At 68.7% G+C, this 16,834-nt stretch carries 13 protein-coding genes; 6 read left to right on the top strand and 7 right to left on the bottom strand.

The window, feature by feature from the left end; all coding sequences use genetic code 11:
- Positions 1-49: 49 nt before the first annotated feature.
- Complete coding sequence (locus ACO2RV_RS06140) at positions 50-736, bottom strand: response regulator transcription factor (RefSeq protein WP_423290874.1); 687 nt, start codon at positions 734-736, stop codon at positions 50-52.
- Between the two features lie 162 nt (positions 737-898).
- Between ACO2RV_RS06140 and ACO2RV_RS06135 the strand changes: the two genes are divergently transcribed.
- Positions 899-1,516, top strand: coding sequence for a L,D-transpeptidase family protein (locus ACO2RV_RS06135; protein WP_423291064.1), 618 nt, complete (start codon positions 899-901; stop codon positions 1,514-1,516).
- Here the strand turns inward: ACO2RV_RS06135 and ACO2RV_RS06130 are convergent.
- Entirely contained in the window at positions 1,513-2,205 is a 693-nt protein-coding gene (locus tag ACO2RV_RS06130; RefSeq protein ID WP_423290872.1) for a YggS family pyridoxal phosphate-dependent enzyme, read from the bottom strand. The two genes, ACO2RV_RS06135 and ACO2RV_RS06130, sit on opposite strands and share 4 nt — an antisense overlap.
- A 180-nt stretch (positions 2,206-2,385) precedes the next feature.
- On the opposite strand from ACO2RV_RS06130, the gene ACO2RV_RS06125 reads away from it, so the two are divergent.
- The 4 genes from ACO2RV_RS06125 to holA all read left to right on the top strand — a co-directional run bounded on the left by ACO2RV_RS06125 (position 2,386) and on the right by holA (position 8,624).
- Positions 2,386-4,191 (top strand): sensor domain-containing diguanylate cyclase, encoded by a 1,806-nt coding sequence (locus ACO2RV_RS06125; RefSeq protein WP_423290870.1) that lies wholly within the window; start codon positions 2,386-2,388, stop codon positions 4,189-4,191.
- A gap of 102 nt (positions 4,192-4,293) precedes the next feature.
- Positions 4,294-6,939: a leucine--tRNA ligase gene (gene leuS / locus ACO2RV_RS06120; protein ID WP_423290868.1), complete on the top strand. Its 2,646-nt coding sequence runs from the start codon at positions 4,294-4,296 to the stop codon at positions 6,937-6,939.
- Positions 6,926-7,594: a hypothetical protein gene (locus ACO2RV_RS06115; RefSeq protein ID WP_423290866.1), complete on the top strand. Its 669-nt coding sequence runs from the start codon at positions 6,926-6,928 to the stop codon at positions 7,592-7,594. Before leuS ends, ACO2RV_RS06115 begins: the two co-directional genes overlap by 14 nt.
- Before the next feature lie 4 nt (positions 7,595-7,598).
- The gene (holA, locus tag ACO2RV_RS06110; RefSeq protein ID WP_423290864.1) at positions 7,599-8,624 is read left to right on the top strand and encodes a DNA polymerase III subunit delta; all 1,026 of its coding nucleotides are present in this window, start codon (positions 7,599-7,601) and stop codon (positions 8,622-8,624) included.
- A 3-nt stretch (positions 8,625-8,627) separates the two neighbouring features.
- On the opposite strand, the gene ACO2RV_RS06105 is transcribed toward holA, so the two are convergent.
- The 5 genes from ACO2RV_RS06105 to mnmE all read right to left on the bottom strand — a co-directional run bounded on the left by ACO2RV_RS06105 (position 8,628) and on the right by mnmE (position 14,567).
- The gene (locus ACO2RV_RS06105; RefSeq protein WP_423290862.1) at positions 8,628-9,548 is read right to left on the bottom strand and encodes a ParB/RepB/Spo0J family partition protein; all 921 of its coding nucleotides are present in this window, start codon (positions 9,546-9,548) and stop codon (positions 8,628-8,630) included.
- 11 nt (positions 9,549-9,559) lie between these two features.
- On the bottom strand, positions 9,560-10,417 hold the full coding sequence (locus ACO2RV_RS06100) for a ParA family protein (RefSeq protein ID WP_423290860.1): 858 nt from the start codon (positions 10,415-10,417) through the stop codon (positions 9,560-9,562).
- Positions 10,418-10,471: 54 nt separating this feature from the next.
- Entirely contained in the window at positions 10,472-11,122 is a 651-nt protein-coding gene (rsmG, locus tag ACO2RV_RS06095) for a 16S rRNA (guanine(527)-N(7))-methyltransferase RsmG (RefSeq protein ID WP_423290858.1), read from the bottom strand.
- Between the two features lie 48 nt (positions 11,123-11,170).
- The gene (gene mnmG / locus ACO2RV_RS06090) at positions 11,171-13,027 is read right to left on the bottom strand and encodes a tRNA uridine-5-carboxymethylaminomethyl(34) synthesis enzyme MnmG (RefSeq protein ID WP_423290856.1); all 1,857 of its coding nucleotides are present in this window, start codon (positions 13,025-13,027) and stop codon (positions 11,171-11,173) included.
- A 187-nt stretch (positions 13,028-13,214) separates the two neighbouring features.
- The gene (gene mnmE / locus ACO2RV_RS06085) at positions 13,215-14,567 is read right to left on the bottom strand and encodes a tRNA uridine-5-carboxymethylaminomethyl(34) synthesis GTPase MnmE (protein WP_423290854.1); all 1,353 of its coding nucleotides are present in this window, start codon (positions 14,565-14,567) and stop codon (positions 13,215-13,217) included.
- 138 nt (positions 14,568-14,705) lie between these two features.
- On the opposite strand from mnmE, the gene ACO2RV_RS06080 reads away from it, so the two are divergent.
- Positions 14,706-16,727 (top strand): thioredoxin domain-containing protein, encoded by a 2,022-nt coding sequence (locus ACO2RV_RS06080; RefSeq protein WP_423290852.1) that lies wholly within the window; start codon positions 14,706-14,708, stop codon positions 16,725-16,727.
- Positions 16,728-16,834 lie beyond the last annotated feature (107 nt).

Raw genomic sequence — 16,834 nt, 5'->3', positions numbered from 1 at the left:
ACCGCTCTCCGGTCTTAGGGCCTCTCGGAACGAATCAGTTCGGCCCGCGTCAGGGCAGCAGCTTGTACCCGCCAGCTTCCGTGGCAAGAAGATTGGGATGGGACGGATCCTTCTCGATCTTCTGGCGCAGGCGGTAGATGTGGGTTTCCAGCGTGTGGGTGGTCACGCCGGAATTGTAGCCCCAGACCTCCTGCAGCAGGATTTCGCGGGCCACCGGCTTCTTCCCCGCACGGTAGAGGTAGCGCAGGATCGCCGTTTCCTTCTCGGTGAGGCGAATCTTCGAGTTGCGCTCGGTCACCAGCATCTTCGCGCCGGGGCGGAAGGTGTAAGGCCCGATGGTGAAGACCGCGTCCTCGCTCGCCTCGTGCGAGCGCATCTGCGCCCGGATGCGCGCCAGCAGCACCGCGAAGCGGAACGGCTTGGTGACGTAGTCGTTGGCCCCCGCCTCCAGCCCCATGATGGTGTCGCTGTCGGTGTCGTGCCCGGTGAGCATGATCACCGGCGCCTTGAAGCCGCCCTGGCGCAGGCGCCGCACCGCCTCGCGGCCGTCGAGGTCGGGCAGGCCGACATCCATCAGCATCAGGTCGATGCGGGTGGTTTCGATCTCGCTGGTCGCCGCCTGCGCGCTGTCGACGGCGACCACCTCGAATTCATCGTAGAGCGAGAGCTGTTCGACCAGCGCATCCCGCAGATCCTTGTCGTCCTCGACCACCAGGATTCGTTGAGCGTTCGCCATATCCGCTTCCCTGAAGTCCGCTATCCGAACCTCTTGTTCGCGCCGCGCCACGCGGTAATGCTCGCGAGGATCGGCAAATTGCCGTGAGTTCCGAGTAGGCAGGCCGGAGGCATTCGGCAAGAGTCGGTGAACCCGCGCGCGAAGCAGTGGCGGGTACGTGACGTGATCGTGAACGGAAAACGCGTGAATAAGAAGGCCCTTCGGCAGGAAATACCGCCGAAATCCACGCCCAAGAGCACGGCGAAGCACAAGATCGCACGCTCCCGGCTGCGTGTGGCCGCCCGCGTGGGCATGCCGACACGCGGCTGGCTGTTCGCCGGGACGCAGGTCTTCCCGGTCGCGCTGGGGCGCGCCGGCATCCGCCACGACAAGCGCGAGGGCGACGGCGCGACCCCGGCGGGCCTCTGGCATCCGCGCGAGCTGCGCTACCGCGCCGACCATGGGCCGCGCCCGGCGACGCTGCTGCCGGTACGCCGGACCCGCCCCGAGGACGGCTGGTGCGACGAGCCCATGGACGGGCGCTACAACCGCGCGGTGCGCCTGCCGCTCAAAGCCTCGCATGAGGAGATGTGGCGCGACGACGGGCTGTACGACCTGGTGATCGTGCTCGACCACAATGCCCGCCCGCGCCGGGCGCGGCGCGGCTCGGCAGTGTTCCTGCATCTGGCCCGGCCCGGCTTCGAGCCCACCGCCGGCTGCATTGCCTTCCGCCGCGCCGATCTCCGACGCCTTCTCAAGGCGCTGTCGCCGCGCACGGCGATCGTGGTCGGCCAGCCCTAGCGTCCGCCGAAAATGGCGCTGCCCACCCGCACATGGGTGGCGCCGAGCGCGATCGCGGTCTCGAAATCGCCGCTCATGCCCATCGACAGGATAGACAGCCCGTTGCGCCGGGCGATCTCCCCGAGCAGGGCGAAATGCGGCGCGGCCGGCTCATCCGCCGGCGGGATGCACATCAGCCCGTCGATCACGAGACCGTGAACGTCCCGGCACGCCGCAATGAAGGCATCCGCCTCCAGCGGCGCCACGCCCGCCTTCTGCGGCTCCTCGCCGGTGTTCACCTGTACGAGCAGGCGCGGCGCCGGCCGGCCGCCCTCGTCGCGCGCTCGGGCGATCTCCTTGGCGAGTTCCTTCGCCAGCGAGGGCCGGTCCAGCGTATGGATGACGTCGAACAGAGCCAACGCCTCGCGCACCTTGTTGGATTGCAGCGGACCGATGAGATGCAGCTCGATATCGGCATGGCCCGCGCGCAGTTCCGGCCATTTGCCCTTGGCCTCCTGCACCCGGTTCTCGCCGAACAGGCGCTGCCCGGCGGCGATCACCGGGGTGATATGCTCCGCGTCGAAGGTCTTCGACACGGCGATCAGCTGCACATCCCGCACCGGCCGCCCGGCATCGTGACAGGCCCGCTCGATCCGTCCGCGCACCTCGGCCAACCGCCCGACCACGCCGGATTGCCCACCCTGTTCCATCGCCCTATCTCCTGACACTCGGCGATGGGAATGCGAAGCAGGGGACGCGATGTCAACATGGCTTGCCGGAACATCGCTTATCCCGAGGCAATGGTGACGTGATCCGCACCCGTTTTCCCTTGCGGCACCCCCGGCCACGCCACTAGTTTCCGACGACTGCCTGAACTATCGAGATTCAATGTGATCGAACCACGGGTCAGCAGCGGTCCCCAACGCGACGATCCGGCCGAAGCCGGCCGGTCCGACAGCCTGTTCAACGGGCTGGCACGGACGCGAAAGGTCAGCCTGCGCTTGCGACTGGCCGCGTTCGCCGCCCTCGCCATGACCTTGGTCATCGCCGAGCGGACGGTGAGCGTGTTCCGCCTCCACGCCGACAATCTCGCCGCCGCCGAACGCCATGTGATGGAGCTGCTCGATCGCAGTGTGGGCCGGTACGAGGCAACCCTCTCGACCGTACGGGCGGTGCTTCTCACCCTGGCGTCGGATAGGGATGCCGTGCCTGCGGATTTCCTTCCCGCGGCGGAGGCCGCGGCGGGGGCAGGGAGTACACCTACTCCCTCGCAGACGCCCGACAATACCGAGGCATGCCGCCCGTTGGGCCATGTAGAGAAGGCGTTTCCAGCCATAGAGTCCCTGTCCATCATCGACACCAACGGCATCGTGCGCTGCGGCACGGCGCCGGGCGCCGCCGGGCTCGACATTTCGGAGCGGGACTATGTGCAGATTGCCTTGCGGGGAATCAGCAACGTCGAGCCCGTGCTGCGTAGCTACATCACGAGCCGGCCGACCATCTACGCCGCGCAGCCCATCGTCGATCCGAACGGCGGAAAGATCATCGGCGCCATAGTCGCGCGCATCGGCGTGAACGAGCTGTTTCCTCACGGCACGCTTGCCGAACTCGGCGCCGGCGCCGAGGTCATCCTGGTCAGCCCGGTCGGCACGGTGATGCTGTCCTACCCGGAAGGCTCCCTCGGCCAGGGGCTCGATCTCAGCAATGTCGCCCCCGTGGCACGGGCTCTGAGCCACACCCGCGGCACCATCCTTGCCGAAGGGCCGGATGGCGTGCAGCGGGTCTATGCCTATACGCGCGTTACCGGCACCAACATGCATCTGCTCGTCGGCGTGGACCAGACGGTCGTGATGGCGCCAGCCGAGCGCGCCACCTGGAGCGCCGGGCTCACCATGCTGGTCGTCGGGCTGATCATCCTGGTCGGTCTGTGGGTGGCCGGCGAGCGACTGGTCGTCGCCCCGGTTCAGGCGCTGGCGGATCGGCTGATCCGCTTCGGGCATGGCGACATCGAGCCGCCGAAATCCACCGTGCTCATTACCGAGCTGCAGCCGCTGACGAACGCCTTCGAGGCGATGGCGCTGGAACTCACCCGGCGCGAGACCGCGCTACGCAGCGCCAACCGGCGGCTGAACTCGCTGGCGAGCCTCGATCCGCTCACCGGCATCGCCAACCGGCGCAGCTTCGATGCCATATTGGCACTGCAGTGGAACAGCGTGCCGCAACTGGCAATGCTGATCCTCGATATCGACAACTTCAAATTGTTCAATGACAGCTACGGGCACAAGGAGGGCGATCGCTGCATTCGCGCCATTGCCCAGACGCTGGCCTCCACCGTGCGCGGCACCGACATGGTGGCCCGCGTCGGCGGCGAGGAGTTCGCGGTCCTGATGCCGAACGCGGAGATCGGAACCGCGATCGACGTCGCCGACAGGCTCCGTCGCGCCGTGGAGCGGCTCGCCATTCCCCACGCCAAGGGCGCCACCGGCAGCGTGACGATCAGCGTCGGCTGCGCCGCCTGCCGCCCGACGCTGGAACTCTCCCCGAGCAATCTCTACGTCGCCGCCGACCAGGCGCTGTACGCGGCCAAGCATGCCGGCCGCAACGCGGTGCGCGCGGCGGTCGACGGCACCGTCTCCGACCCGGCAAACGCCGCCGAGGCGTTGCGTCCGGGCCGTTCGGGCAGTACAGCCGGTTGACCGCGCGGCTCAACTCGTGCCTAGTCGCGCGCCGTCGGTCATGCACGCAACCGCTTGCCTGACGACGCCCGCCGAAGAAGACATTCTGCCCGAGACGAACGCATGAGCACCGAGCGCTACAATGCCCGCGAGGCCGAGCCCCGCTGGCAGAAAATCTGGGATGAACGGGGTATCTACCGCACCCGCAACGACGACCCGCGTCCCAAATACTACGTGCTCGAGATGTTCCCCTACCCGTCCGGGCGCATCCATATCGGCCACGGGCGCAACTACGTCATGGGCGACGTGGTGGCGCGCTTCAAGCGCATGAAGGGCTTCAACGTCCTGCATCCCATGGGCTGGGACGCCTTCGGCCTGCCGGCCGAGAACGCCGCCATCGAGCGCAACACCCATCCGGGCGTATGGACCTACGAGAACATCGCCACCATGCGCGAGCAGCTGAAGCTGCTCGGCCTGTCGCTCGACTGGTCGCGCGAGATCGCCACCTGCGATCCCTCCTATTATGGCGAGCAGCAGCGCATCTTCCTCGATTTCCTCAAGGGCGGCTTCGCCTATCGCCGCGAGAGCGAGGTCAACTGGGACCCGGTCGACAATACCGTGCTCGCCAATGAGCAGGTGATCGACGGGCGCGGCTGGCGCTCCGGCGCGCTGGTCGAGCGCCGCAAGCTGGCGCAATGGTTCTTCCGCATCTCCGACGCCTCCGAGGAGCTGCTCGCCGGCCTCGACACGCTGGAGCATCGCTGGCCCGACAAGGTCCGGCTGATGCAGCGCAACTGGATCGGCCGCTCAGAGGGCCTGCATGTGCGCTTCCGGCTGGCCGGCGTGCCGGCCGATCTGCCGCAGGACGTGCGTGACGAGGTGCGTGTCTACACCACCCGCCCGGACACGCTGTTCGGCGCCTCCTTCCTCGCCCTTTCGCCCGGCCATCCCTTGAGCGAGGCACTGGCGGCCGGGCGGCCGGAGCTCCGGGCCTTCATCGAGGAATGCCGCCGCGGCGGCACCTCGACCGCCGAGATCGAGACCCAGGAGAAGATGGGCTTCGACACCGGCCTCACCGCGCTGCACCCGCTCGGCGGCGACCCGGTGCCGGTCTATGTCGCCAACTTCGTGCTGATGGAATACGGCACCGGCGCCATTTTCGGCTGCCCGGCGCACGATCAGCGCGATTTCGACTTCGCCACCAAATACGGCCTGCCCATCACCCCCGTGGTGCTGCCGCCGGACACCGACGCCGCGACCTTCTCGGTAGCGGACGGCCCCTATGAGGGCGACGGCACACTGTTCAATTCGCGCTTCCTCGACGGCCGCCCGGTGCCGGACGCCAAGCAGGCGGTGGCGCTGAAGCTGGAAAACGAGATCCTCGGCAATGCGCCGGTGGGCGAGCGGGCGATCAATTACCGCCTGCGCGACTGGGGCATCTCGCGCCAGCGCTACTGGGGCTGCCCGATCCCGATCATCCACTGCGAAGCCTGCGGCCCGGTGCCGGTTCCCGAGGACCAGCTCCCCGTTCGCCTGCCGGATGACGTCACCTTCGACCAGCCCGGCAACCCGCTGGACCGCCACCCGACCTGGAAGCATGTCGACTGCCCGCAATGCGGGGCGAAGGCCCGGCGCGAGACCGACACCATGGACACCTTCGTGGATTCGTCCTGGTATTTCGCCCGCTTCGCCTCCGAGCCCGGCACCGCCCCGTTGCAGAAGGCGGCGGCGGACCATTGGCTGCCGGTCGACCAGTATATTGGCGGCATCGAGCACGCGATCCTGCACCTGCTCTATTCGCGCTTCTTCATCCGCACGTTGCAGAAGCTCGGCCGGCTGTCGGTGAAGGAGCCTTTCGCCGGCCTGTTCACGCAGGGCATGATCGTGCACGAGACCTACAAGGACGCGGCCGGCAAGTGGCTGTTCCCGGAAGAGGTCGAGAAGCGCGCGGACGGCACGGCGGTCAAGCTCGGCACCGACGAGCCGGTGAGCGTCGGCGCGCCGGAGAAGATGTCGAAGTCGAAGAAGAACGTGGTGCCGCCGGAAGTCGTCGCCGATACCTATGGCGTCGACGCCGCGCGCTGGTTCATGCTCTCCGACACCCCGCCCGAGCGCGACAGCGAGTGGACCGACCGCGGCATCGAGGGCGCGTGGCGCTTCGCCCAGCGCATCTGGCGGCTGGTCGGCGATGCCGTCGCGCTGGTGCCGGCCGATACAGCCAAGCCCGAGAGTTTCGGTGCCGAATCGACCGAATTGCGCCGCGCCACCCATCGACTGGCGGCCCAGGTAGAGGAAGATGTCGAGCGCCTGCGCTTCAATGTCGCCGTCGCCCGCGTGCACAGCTTCGCCAACCAGTTCGGCGATGCTCTCAATGCGGCCCGCAAGGCAGGCGCGGCGGCCGGCAAGGGCGCGCTCGCGCCCGACATGGCCTTCGCCCTGCGCGAGGCGGCCGCCTTCCTCGTCGCCGTCACGGCACCGATGGTGCCGCATCTGGCCGAGGAATGCTGGATCCTGCTCGGGCGCGAGGGTCTCGCCGCCACGGCGTCCTGGCCGGCGGTCGACCTTTCCTTGCTGGTCGAAGATACCGTTACGCTACCGATTCAAATCAACGGCAAGCGCCGCGGCGAAATTGCCGTGCCCAAGGATGCAAGCCCCGCCGAGGTGGAGAAAGCCGTCCTCGCGCTCGATCTCATAGCCCAGGCACTCGACGGACGCCCGCCAAAGCGTATCATCGTGGTGCCGCAGAGGATCGTGAATGTCGTTGCCTGACCGGATGAACGCCTGGATGAACCCGCTTCCGTCGCGCCGCCGCCTGCTCGGGCTGGCCTGTGTCGGCCTGCTTGCCGCCGCCACCAGCGGCTGCTTCCAGCCGATGTATAAGCAGACCGCCTCGGACGGCACCGCCCTGAGCGAGAAGCTCAGCCAGATCGAAGTGGTCTTCGTTGCCGGCCGGGTCGGCAACGAGGTCCGCAATGATCTCATCTATGCGCTGACCGGCGGCGCGGGCAATCCGGCCGGCGCGCCCTACCGGCTGGAGCTCACCGTCAAGGACAGCACCACGACGGCTGCGGTCGTCGATTCGCTCTCCGGCATCCCGGAAGTCGAGCTGGTCTCGGTCGACGTGTCCTGGCGGCTGTTCGACACCACCAAGCCGGTGCCGGCCGGCGGCAAGCCCCTGCCCCCGATCGCCCAGGGCTCCGCCTTCGGCAAGGCATCGCTCGACAGCGGCTATCAGCGCTTTGCCCGCTCCCGCGCCATTCGCGACGCGCAGAACCGCGCCTCCGGCGTGGCGGCTGAGACGATCAAGACCCAGGTCGTCTCCTATCTGATCGCTCCGATCGCATCGGCCGAACCCGCCGCGCCAGCAGCTCCGCCTGCGGCCGCGCCGTCCACGAACTGGGTGGCGACACCGCCCAAGGGCTGACCTTATGGTCGCGGTTCGCCCGGGCGACGTCGAGGCGACGCTCACGCGCATCGATCCGCTGCGTCCGGTTGTGCTGCTGTTCGGCCCGGATTCCGGGCTGGTTCGCGAACGCGCGCGCGCCTATCTCGCCCGCGCCGGCGAGGGCTCCACGGATCCCTTCGGCCTGGTGCGCCTCGACGGCGACGAGATTTCCGGCGATCCCGGACGACTGGTGGACGAGGCGTCGACCGTTGCGCTGTTCGGCGGGCGGCGGATCATCTCCCTGCGCGTCGGCTCGCGCAATGTCATACCCGCCGTCGAGGCGCTGCTGGCCGCGCCGCCCTCCGACGCCATCGTGGTCATCGAGGCCGGCGACCTCAAGCGCGGCACCGGCCTGCGCGCGGTGTGCGAGGCCTCGCCGCACTGCCTCGCCATCGCCTGCTACGCCGACACCGACCGCGATCTGGCCCGCCTCATCGATACCATGACGGCGGAGGCCGGCATCGCCATCGACCGCGACGCCCGCGGCGAACTGATGGCGCTGCTCGGCGGCGACCGGCTGGCCTCGCGCGGCGAGATTGCCAAGCTCCTGCTCTATGCCATGGGGGAGCCCCGCATCACCGTCGAGCATGTGCGCGCCATCGTCGGCGACGCCTCCAGCCTGGCGCTGGACGAGATTGCCGACGCCGCCTTCACCGGTCAGCCCGCGGAAATGTCCGCCGCCCTCGCCAAGGCGACGCATGAGGGCATGCGGGCCGACATCGTGCTCGGCTCGGTGTGCCGCTCCGGCCAGGCGCTGCATCAGATGCGGCTATCGGTCGAAGCCGGCGGCAGCGTGGAACGGGCCATCGAGGGTGCCCGGCCGGCGATCCATTTCCGCCGCAAGCCGCTGGTGGAGAAGGCGCTGCGCGGCTGGACCCTGCAACGGCTGGAAACCGCGCTGCTGGCCCTCGACGATGCGCTGCTCACCGCGCGTCGCAACGCCGCGCTCGGCCCGGCGATTGCGGAACGGGCGCTGTTCCAGATCGCGTCCGCCGCCCGGCGCGGCTGACGATCAGCCCGCCGCGAGACGCCGGCAGACCTCGTCAAGCTGGTCGAGCGAGGAATAGCGGATGCGCAGCTCGCCCGCCTCGCCCTCATGGCGCAGGCTCACCTGCAGGCCCAGCGCATCGGAAAGCCGCCGCTGCAACGCCGCCGTGTCCGCGTCGAGCGCAGGGGCTGCCTTTGCCTTGCGCGCCGGCTTGCCGGCCGCTTCCGCCCTGGCGACGTTCAGCTCCTGCGCCAGCTGCTCGATGGCGCGCACATTCATGCCGCGCTCGACAATGGCGCGGGCGAGTCCTTCCGGGTCCTCCTGCGTCAGCAGCGCGCGCGCATGACCGGCCGAGAGCCGTCCGTCGGCGAGATATTCCTTCACCGATTCCGGCAGCTTCAGGAGGCGAACCGTGTTCGCCACATGCGAGCGGCTCTTGCCGATCACCTTGGCGAGGTCGTTCTGCGAATAGCCGAACTGGTCCGCCAGCGCCTGATAGCCGGCGGCCTCTTCCAGCGGGTTGAGATCGGCGCGCTGCACATTCTCGATGATGGCGATCTCGAGCGCCTCGCGGTCGTCGACATCGACCACCACGATCGGCACCTCGTGCACGCCCGCCCGCTGCGTCGCGCGCCAGCGCCGCTCGCCGGCGACGATCTCATAGCTGTCGCGCGCACCCGCGACCGCCCGCACCACGATGGGCTGGATCACGCCGCGCTCGCGGATCGAGGCGGCCAGATCCTCCAGATCCTCCTCACCGAAGGTGCGGCGTGGATTGTTCGGATTGGCGCGCAGGAATGCGACCGGCACCTTGCGCGCCGCGCCGGGCGGGCTGGGGCGCCCTTGGCGCTCGCCGCCGAGATCGCTCATCTCCGCCATGTCGCCGATCAGCGCCGCAAGGCCCCGCCCGAGCCGCGACCGCCCGCCATCTTCCGCCATAGCCATCGCGCCCCTCCCTACGCCGCCGCGGCGCGCAGGGCGCGCTCACGCTGAATTATTTCGGATGCGAGACGAAGATAGGCCTGCGACCCCACGCATTTGAGATCGTAGAGCAGCACCGGCTTGCCATAGGATGGCGCCTCGGAGACCCGCACATTGCGCGGGATGATCGTCTCATAGACCTTGTCGCCCATGAACTGCCGCACATCCTCGACCACCTGGGTCGAGAGATTGTTGCGGGAATCGAACATGGTCAGCACGATGCCATGGATGCTGAGCCCCGGATTGAGCGTGGTGCGCACCTGCTCCACCGTCTTCAGCAGCTGGGAGAGACCCTCCAGCGCGAAGAACTCGCATTGCAGCGGCACCAGGATCGCGTTCGCCGCCGCCATTGCGTTGACGGTGATCAGGTTCAGCGAGGGCGGGCAGTCGATCAGCACATAGCTGTAATGGGCTTCGTTACGCTCCTGCAACGAGTCCACGCTGTTCAGCGTATGGACCGCGTCGCGCAGCCGGTAGGCGCGATCGCGCGCCGAAGCGAGCTCCAGCTCCAGGCCGGACAGGTCCATCGTCGACGGCGCGATATGCAGACGGGGCACCGCCGTCTCCAGCACCGCCTCGCGCAGGCTGGCGTCGCCGGTCAGCACATCATAGGTCGACACCCGCCGGCTGCGGCGGTCGATGCCGAGCCCGGTGGAGGCATTGCCCTGCGGGTCGAGATCGACGATCAGCACCGTCTCGCCGATCGCGGCCAGCGCGGTGCCGAGATTGATCGCCGTCGTCGTCTTGCCCACGCCGCCCTTCTGGTTGGCGAGCGCGAGCACGCGGGGCGCCGCGAACGGCGCGGCAGGTACGAGCGGAATCTCGTCGGTCATGTCGGTAATCCCGATGGCGAGCGCGAGCTCATCTCTGACAGGTCATCTTCGATGTCACGGCGTCGGCGACAGCGGCGCGGCGGAACGAACAATCACGATACGCCCGCCGCGGTCGGTCAGGCTCTCCTTGATCTCGGCATCGATTCTCCAAGATTTAGCTGTCTCGGTCAATTCGTTATCAACATCTTGTCCCTTCAGAAACAGGCCGGTCGCGCCCTGTGCAAGGAAGGGATAGGCCAGATCGATCAGTTTGGGCAGCGCTGCAAGCGCGCGGGCGGAAACGATCTCCACCCCGGCGGCGATCTTCGGCGCCACCTGCTCGATGCGGGCCGGCAGCACCGTCGCCGGCAGCTCGGCGATCCGCGCCGCCTCGCGCAGAAAGGCCGCCTTGCGCGTATCGCTCTCGACCAGCGTCACATCCGCCCCCGGCCGCTCGGCCAGCACCGCCGCGACGACAAGGCCGGGAAAGCCGCCGCCCGAGCCGAGATCAACCCAGCGCCGCGCTTCCCCTGCCAGCGGCAGCAGCTGCAGCGAATCCGCGACATGCCGGGTCCAGACCTGCGGCAGGCTCGCCGGCGCGACAAGGTTGATGGTGCGCTGCCACTTCTCCAGCAGAGCGATAATGGCGACGAGCCGGTCCTCTGTTTCACGTGAAACAGGGGTCAGCCGGAGGGCGCGGGCGCGGTCGGACGAATCGGTGCTCATGCACCCATCATACAAGCGCGGCGAGCGAATGCCTCGCGCTGTCCGCGCTCACTGCACCCGGCGCGCATGCGCCGCCAGCAGCGCCAGCGCCGCCGGGGTCATGCCGTCGATGCGCCCGGCCTGGCCAATGGTACGGGGCCGAATCGATTCAAGCTTGGCCTTGATCTCGTTGGAAATGCCCGCCAGCCCGGCATAGTCCATGTCGGGCAGCACGGCGGCCTCGTCGCGGCGGAACGAGGCGATGTCGGCTTCCTGCCGGTGCAGATAGACCGCATATTTCGCGTCGATCTCCACCTGCTCGCCGATGCCCTCCTCCTCGCCCGACGCCTCCGGCCAGATGCGGCAGATATCGGCCCAGCTAACATGCGGATAGGACAGCAGATCGAAAGCCGAGCGCCGCTGGCCGTCGCGGTTGAGCGTCAGCCCATACTGGTCACCCTCGCCCGGCGTCAGCGAGACCGAGCGGCTCCACTCCCGCACGCGGGCCAGCGCTTCGCTCTTTGTCGCGAAGCTCGCCCGCCGCTCGGCGCCGACCAGACCCAGCGCCTCGCCCCGCGCGGTCAGCCGCTGGTCGGCATTGTCGGCCCGCAGCGACAGCCGATATTCGGCCCGCGAGGTGAACATGCGGTAGGGCTCGGAAACACCGCGCGTCACCAGATCGTCGAGCATCACCCCGATATAGGCCTCGGCCCGGTCGAAGGTGACGCCGTCCGAACCCGCCGCCCGCCGCGCCGCGTTCAGCCCGGCGACCAACCCCTGCGCCGCCGCTTCTTCATAGCCGGTGGTGCCGTTGATCTGCCCGGCAAGGAAAAGCCCCCTCGCCTTGCGGGTCTCCAGCGTCGGCTCCAGCTCGCGCGGATCGACGTGATCGTACTCGATCGCGTAGCCCGGCCGCAGCATCGCCACCTTCTCGAGGCCGGGAATGGTGGCGAGCAGCGCGCGCTGGGCATCCTCCGGCAGCGAGGTGGAGATCCCGTTCGGATAGACCGTCGGGTCATCCAGCCCCTCAGGCTCCAGGAAGATCTGATGCCCTTCCCGCTCGCCGAAGCGAACGATCTTGTCCTCGATGGACGGGCAATAGCGCGGCCCCACGCTCTTGATGTTCCCGGAATACATCGCCGAGCGGTCGATATTGGCGCGGATCACCGCGTGGGTTTCCGGCGTGGTGCGGGTGATGCCGCACTGGACCTGGCGGTTGGTGATCGCCCGCGTCAGCGTCGAGAATGGTTCCGGAGGCGAATCGCCGTCCTGCATCTCGAGGCCGGCCCAGTCGATCGTCCGCCCGTCGAGCCGCGGCGGCGTGCCGGTCTTCAGCCGGCCGAGCGTGACGCCGAGGCGGCTGAGCGAACCGGAGAGTCCCCGCGCCGGCTGCTCCCCCATGCGCCCCGCCGGCATCTGCCGGTCGCCAATATGGATGAGCCCGTTGAGAAAGGTGCCGGTGGTGATGACGACGGCACCCGCCGCGATGGCGCGTCCGTCGAGCAGCCGCAGGCCGGCGACGCGACCCTGTGACAGGATCAGTTCGTCCGCCTCGCCCTCGATGACGAATAGGTTCGGCTGCGAATCGATCTCGCGCTGCATCGCCTGCGCATAGAGCGTGCGGTCGGCCTGGGCGCGCGGGCCGCGCACCGCGGGGCCCTTGCGCCGGTTCAGCACGCGGAACTGGATGCCGCCCTGGTCGGCGACCCGGCCCATCAGCCCGTCCAGCGCGTCGATCTCGCGCACGAGATGGCCTTTGCCCAAACCGCCGATCGCCGGGTTGCAGGACATGGTGCCGATGGTGGCATGGGCATGCGTCACCAGCGCGGTGCGCGCGCCGCATCGGGCGGCAGCGGCGGCGGCCTCGGTGCCGGCATGACCGCCACCGACGACGACGACATCAAAGAGGAGATCGGAAACGACCATCGAATTCCAGAACCGGCAAGAAGAATGAGTGGCAGCCTAGAAGCCGCGCCCACGGGTCCGCGTCAAGTCAAAGCCGCGTGGCAGCGCGTGCCAGACGACCCCGACCCTGATTCACGTGAAACATTCCGCCAACGAATCGGTTGGACGTCGGGCCGGTTTCACGTGAAACATCGGCGGTCAGTCCCGGTCACTTGCCGATGCAGAACTCGCGGAACACCACGTCGAGCAGGTCCTCGACGCCGATGGCCCCCGTCATCCGCCCGAGCGCGCGCCCGGCGAGGCGCAGCTCCTCGGCGAGCAGTTCGTCGTCAAGCCGATCCCAGTTCGCGAGTGCGACGCGCAGATGACCGGCCGCCTCCCCCGCGCTTGCGCGATGCCGCGCGCGGATCAGCGCGGGATGATCCGACCCCGCCGCCCGCCCCGCCACCAGCGCACCGAGCGCCTCGACGAGCGCATCAAGTCCGAGACCGGCCTGCGCCGAAATCCCGAACTGGCGGCTCGCCCATGTGGCGTCGTCCGGCGTCTCGGCGTCCGCGACATCGAGCTTGTTCGCGACCAGCCAGAGCTCCGCCCCGGCCTCGACCTCGGGGCGCTCGGCGGGCACCGGCCGGTCGGCCACATCATGCACCCACAGTACGAGGTCGGCCTCGGCGATGCGGGCGCGGGCGCGGCGGATACCTTCCGCCTCCACCTTGCCGGTCGCCTCGCGCAAGCCCGCCGTGTCGATCAGCGTGGCGCGATGGCCCCCGAGATCGAGCGCGACTTCCAGCACGTCGCGCGTGGTGCCCGGTTCGTCCGAGACGATGGCGACATCGCGCGCCGCCAGCGCATTGATCAGCGACGACTTGCCGGCATTGGGCAGGCCGGCGATGGCGATGAGCGCGCCTTCGCGCAGCATTTCGCCGCGCCGGTCGGCCAGTGCTACGTCGAGCTCGCGCAGCAGCGCCTCCACCTCCGGCCGGGCCAGCGCCCGCGCCTCGGCCGGCACATCGTCCTCGTCGGCGAAGTCGATGCCGGCCTCTATCAGCGCCATGGCCCGGATGAGCCGCCGGCGCCAGCCGTCGACCTGCCGGCCGAGATGGCCGAAGGCGTGGGCGAAGGCGAGCCGGCGTTGGCCCTCGGTCTCGGCAGCGATGAGGTCGGCGAGGCCCTCGGCCTGGGTCAGGTCCATCCGCCCGTTGACGAAGGCGCGCCGGCTGAACTCGCCGCGCTCGGCCGGCCGGATGCCGGGCAGCGCGAACAGGGCACCGAGCACGGCGGCGACCACCGCCCTGCCGCCATGGATCTGCAGCTCCGCCATATCCTCGCCGGTGGCGCTGCGCGGGCCGGGAAACCACAGCGCCAGCCCTTCGTCGAGCACCTCGCCGCCGGCGGGATGGCGCAGCCGGACCAGCGTCGCCCGGCGTGCTTCCGGCAGGCGGCCGGCAAGCGCGATCAGCGCGGCACCCGCCTGCGGCCCCGAGATCCGGATCACCGCGACCGCGGCCGCAGCGCTGCCCGAGGACACGGCAGCGATGGTATCGCCGCCCGGCCCGGCCATATCGCCACCCGAGAGCTTTGCGCTTTTCTCCTGCACAGTCACAAGCTACGCCCTATGTTTTGAATCGCCCGCGACAGAAGCGGCGCCACTGCCATGCCGTCCGCGCCCCTTTGAAGCGCCCTACGCCGGAGAGACGCCTTGTCCAATCGCCTGCAGGATTCCGCCAGCCCCTATCTGCTCCAGCACAAGGACAACCCGGTCGACTGGTGGCAGTGGCAGCCGGAGGCCTTTGAGGAGGCGCAGCGGACCGGCCGGCCCATCCTGCTTTCTATCGGCTACGCCGCCTGCCACTGGTGCCATGTCATGGCGCATGAAAGCTTCGAGGACGAGGCCACGGCTGCCGTGATGAACGAGCTGTTCGTGAACATCAAGGTCGATCGCGAGGAACGGCCCGAGGTCGACCAGATCTACATGTCCGCGCTGCAGCAGCTCGGCGTGCAAGGCGGCTGGCCGATGACCATGTTCCTCGACCCCGAGGGCGCCCCGTTCTGGGGCGGCACCTATTTCCCCCGTGAGGCCAAATACGGCCAACCCGCCTTCACCGAGGTGCTGAAGACCATGGCCAACGCCTATGCCTCGGGCGACCCGCGCATCACCTCTAACCGCGAAGCGCTGCTCGGCCGGCTGCGGCAGAAGGCGCGGCCGGCCGGAAAGGTGGTGATCGGTGAGAACGAGCTCGACGACGTCGCCACCCGCATCCTCGGCATCATGGATGACGAGCATGGCGGTCTGCAGGGCTCGCCGAAATTCCCCAACACGCCGTTCCTCGAATTGCTGTGGCGCGCCTATGAGCGCACCGGGCGCGAGCGCTTCCGCAACGCGGCGCTGCATGCGCTGGACGGCATGAGCGAGGGCGGCATCTACGACCATATTGGCGGCGGCTATTCCCGCTACTCCGTCGACGAGCGCTGGCTGGTGCCGCATTTCGAGAAGATGCTCTACGACAATGCGCAGATCCTCGACCTGCTCGGCCTTGCCTATTCCGAAACGCTGGCCGACCTGTTCCGCGCCCGCGCCGAGGAGACCGTCGGCTGGCTGCAACGCGAGATGCTCACCACGGGCGGCGCCTTCGCCGCCAGCCTGGACGCGGATTCGGAAGGCCATGAGGGTCGCTATTACGTCTGGACGCTGAAACAGGTGCTCGACGCGCTAGGGGCCGAGGACGCCGAGTTCTTCGCCAAGCACTACGACATCGTTCCCTTCGGCAATTGGGAAGGCGTTTCGATCCCGAATCGATTGAAGGAGACCGAGCGCTCCGGCACCGACGAGATCCGCCTCGCCATGCTGCGCGACAAGCTGCTCGCCGTGCGCTCCAGGCGCGTGCCGCCCGGCCGCGACGACAAGGTGCTGGCCGACTGGAATGGGCTGATGATCGCCGCCCTGGCCAATGTCGCGCCACGCTTCGGGCGGCCGGAATGGGTGGAACTGGCGGCGGGCGCCTTCCGTTTCATCGCCGAATCGATGACCCGCAACGCCCGCCTCGGCCATAGCTGGCGCGAGGGCCGGCTGGTCTTCCCCGGCCTGTCCTCGGATTACGCGGCGATGGTCGGCGCCGCCCTCGCTTTGCATCAGGCCACCGGCGAGGCGCATTATCTCGAACGCGCCCGCGCCTGGCAGGCGGCGCTGGAGGCACATCACGCCGCGGAAGATGGCGGCTACTACCTCACCGCCGACGATGCCGAGGGGCTGATCCTGCGACCCGACGCCACCGCGGACGACGCCGTCACCAACCCGAACGCGCTGATCGCCCGCAACCTCATCCGCCTCGCCACGCTCACCGGGGATGAGAGCTATCGCGCCCGCGCCGACCGGCTGTTCGAGGGATTGCTGCCGCGTGCCGCGCCGCAGCTCTACAGCCATGCCGGCCTGCTCAACGCGCTCGATACCAGGCTGCGCGCGCCGGAGATCGTGGTCGTCGGTGCGGGCAATCTGGCCGAGGCCCTGGCCGGCACCGCCTCGCGCCTGCCGCGCGTCGATGTGACGATCCAGCGCGTCCTTGACGCTACCGCCCTCCCCGCCGATCACCCGGCGAAGGCCAAGGCACTCGCGGTCGAGGGCGCAGCGGCCTTCGTCTGCGCCGGCGCCGTCTGCTCGCTACCCGTTACGGAAACGAATCGACTGAGCGAAGCCGTGCTCGCGCGGGCCGGATCAGGCGGCTGACGCCTCGATCCGCTTCTGGGGACAAGCCTGTGGATAAGTTGGGGGCAAAATGCCCACCAGCCCCACAGACCCTCAGAAATCGGCGCTGGCGGCTGTTTTCGGTTTTG

Source organism: Ancylobacter sp. VNQ12 (assembly GCF_049445835.1).
GTDB lineage: Bacteria > Pseudomonadota > Alphaproteobacteria > Rhizobiales > Xanthobacteraceae > Ancylobacter.
The sequence above is the reverse complement of the archived record's forward strand: the minus strand, read 5'-3'. Positions and strand labels throughout refer to the sequence as shown.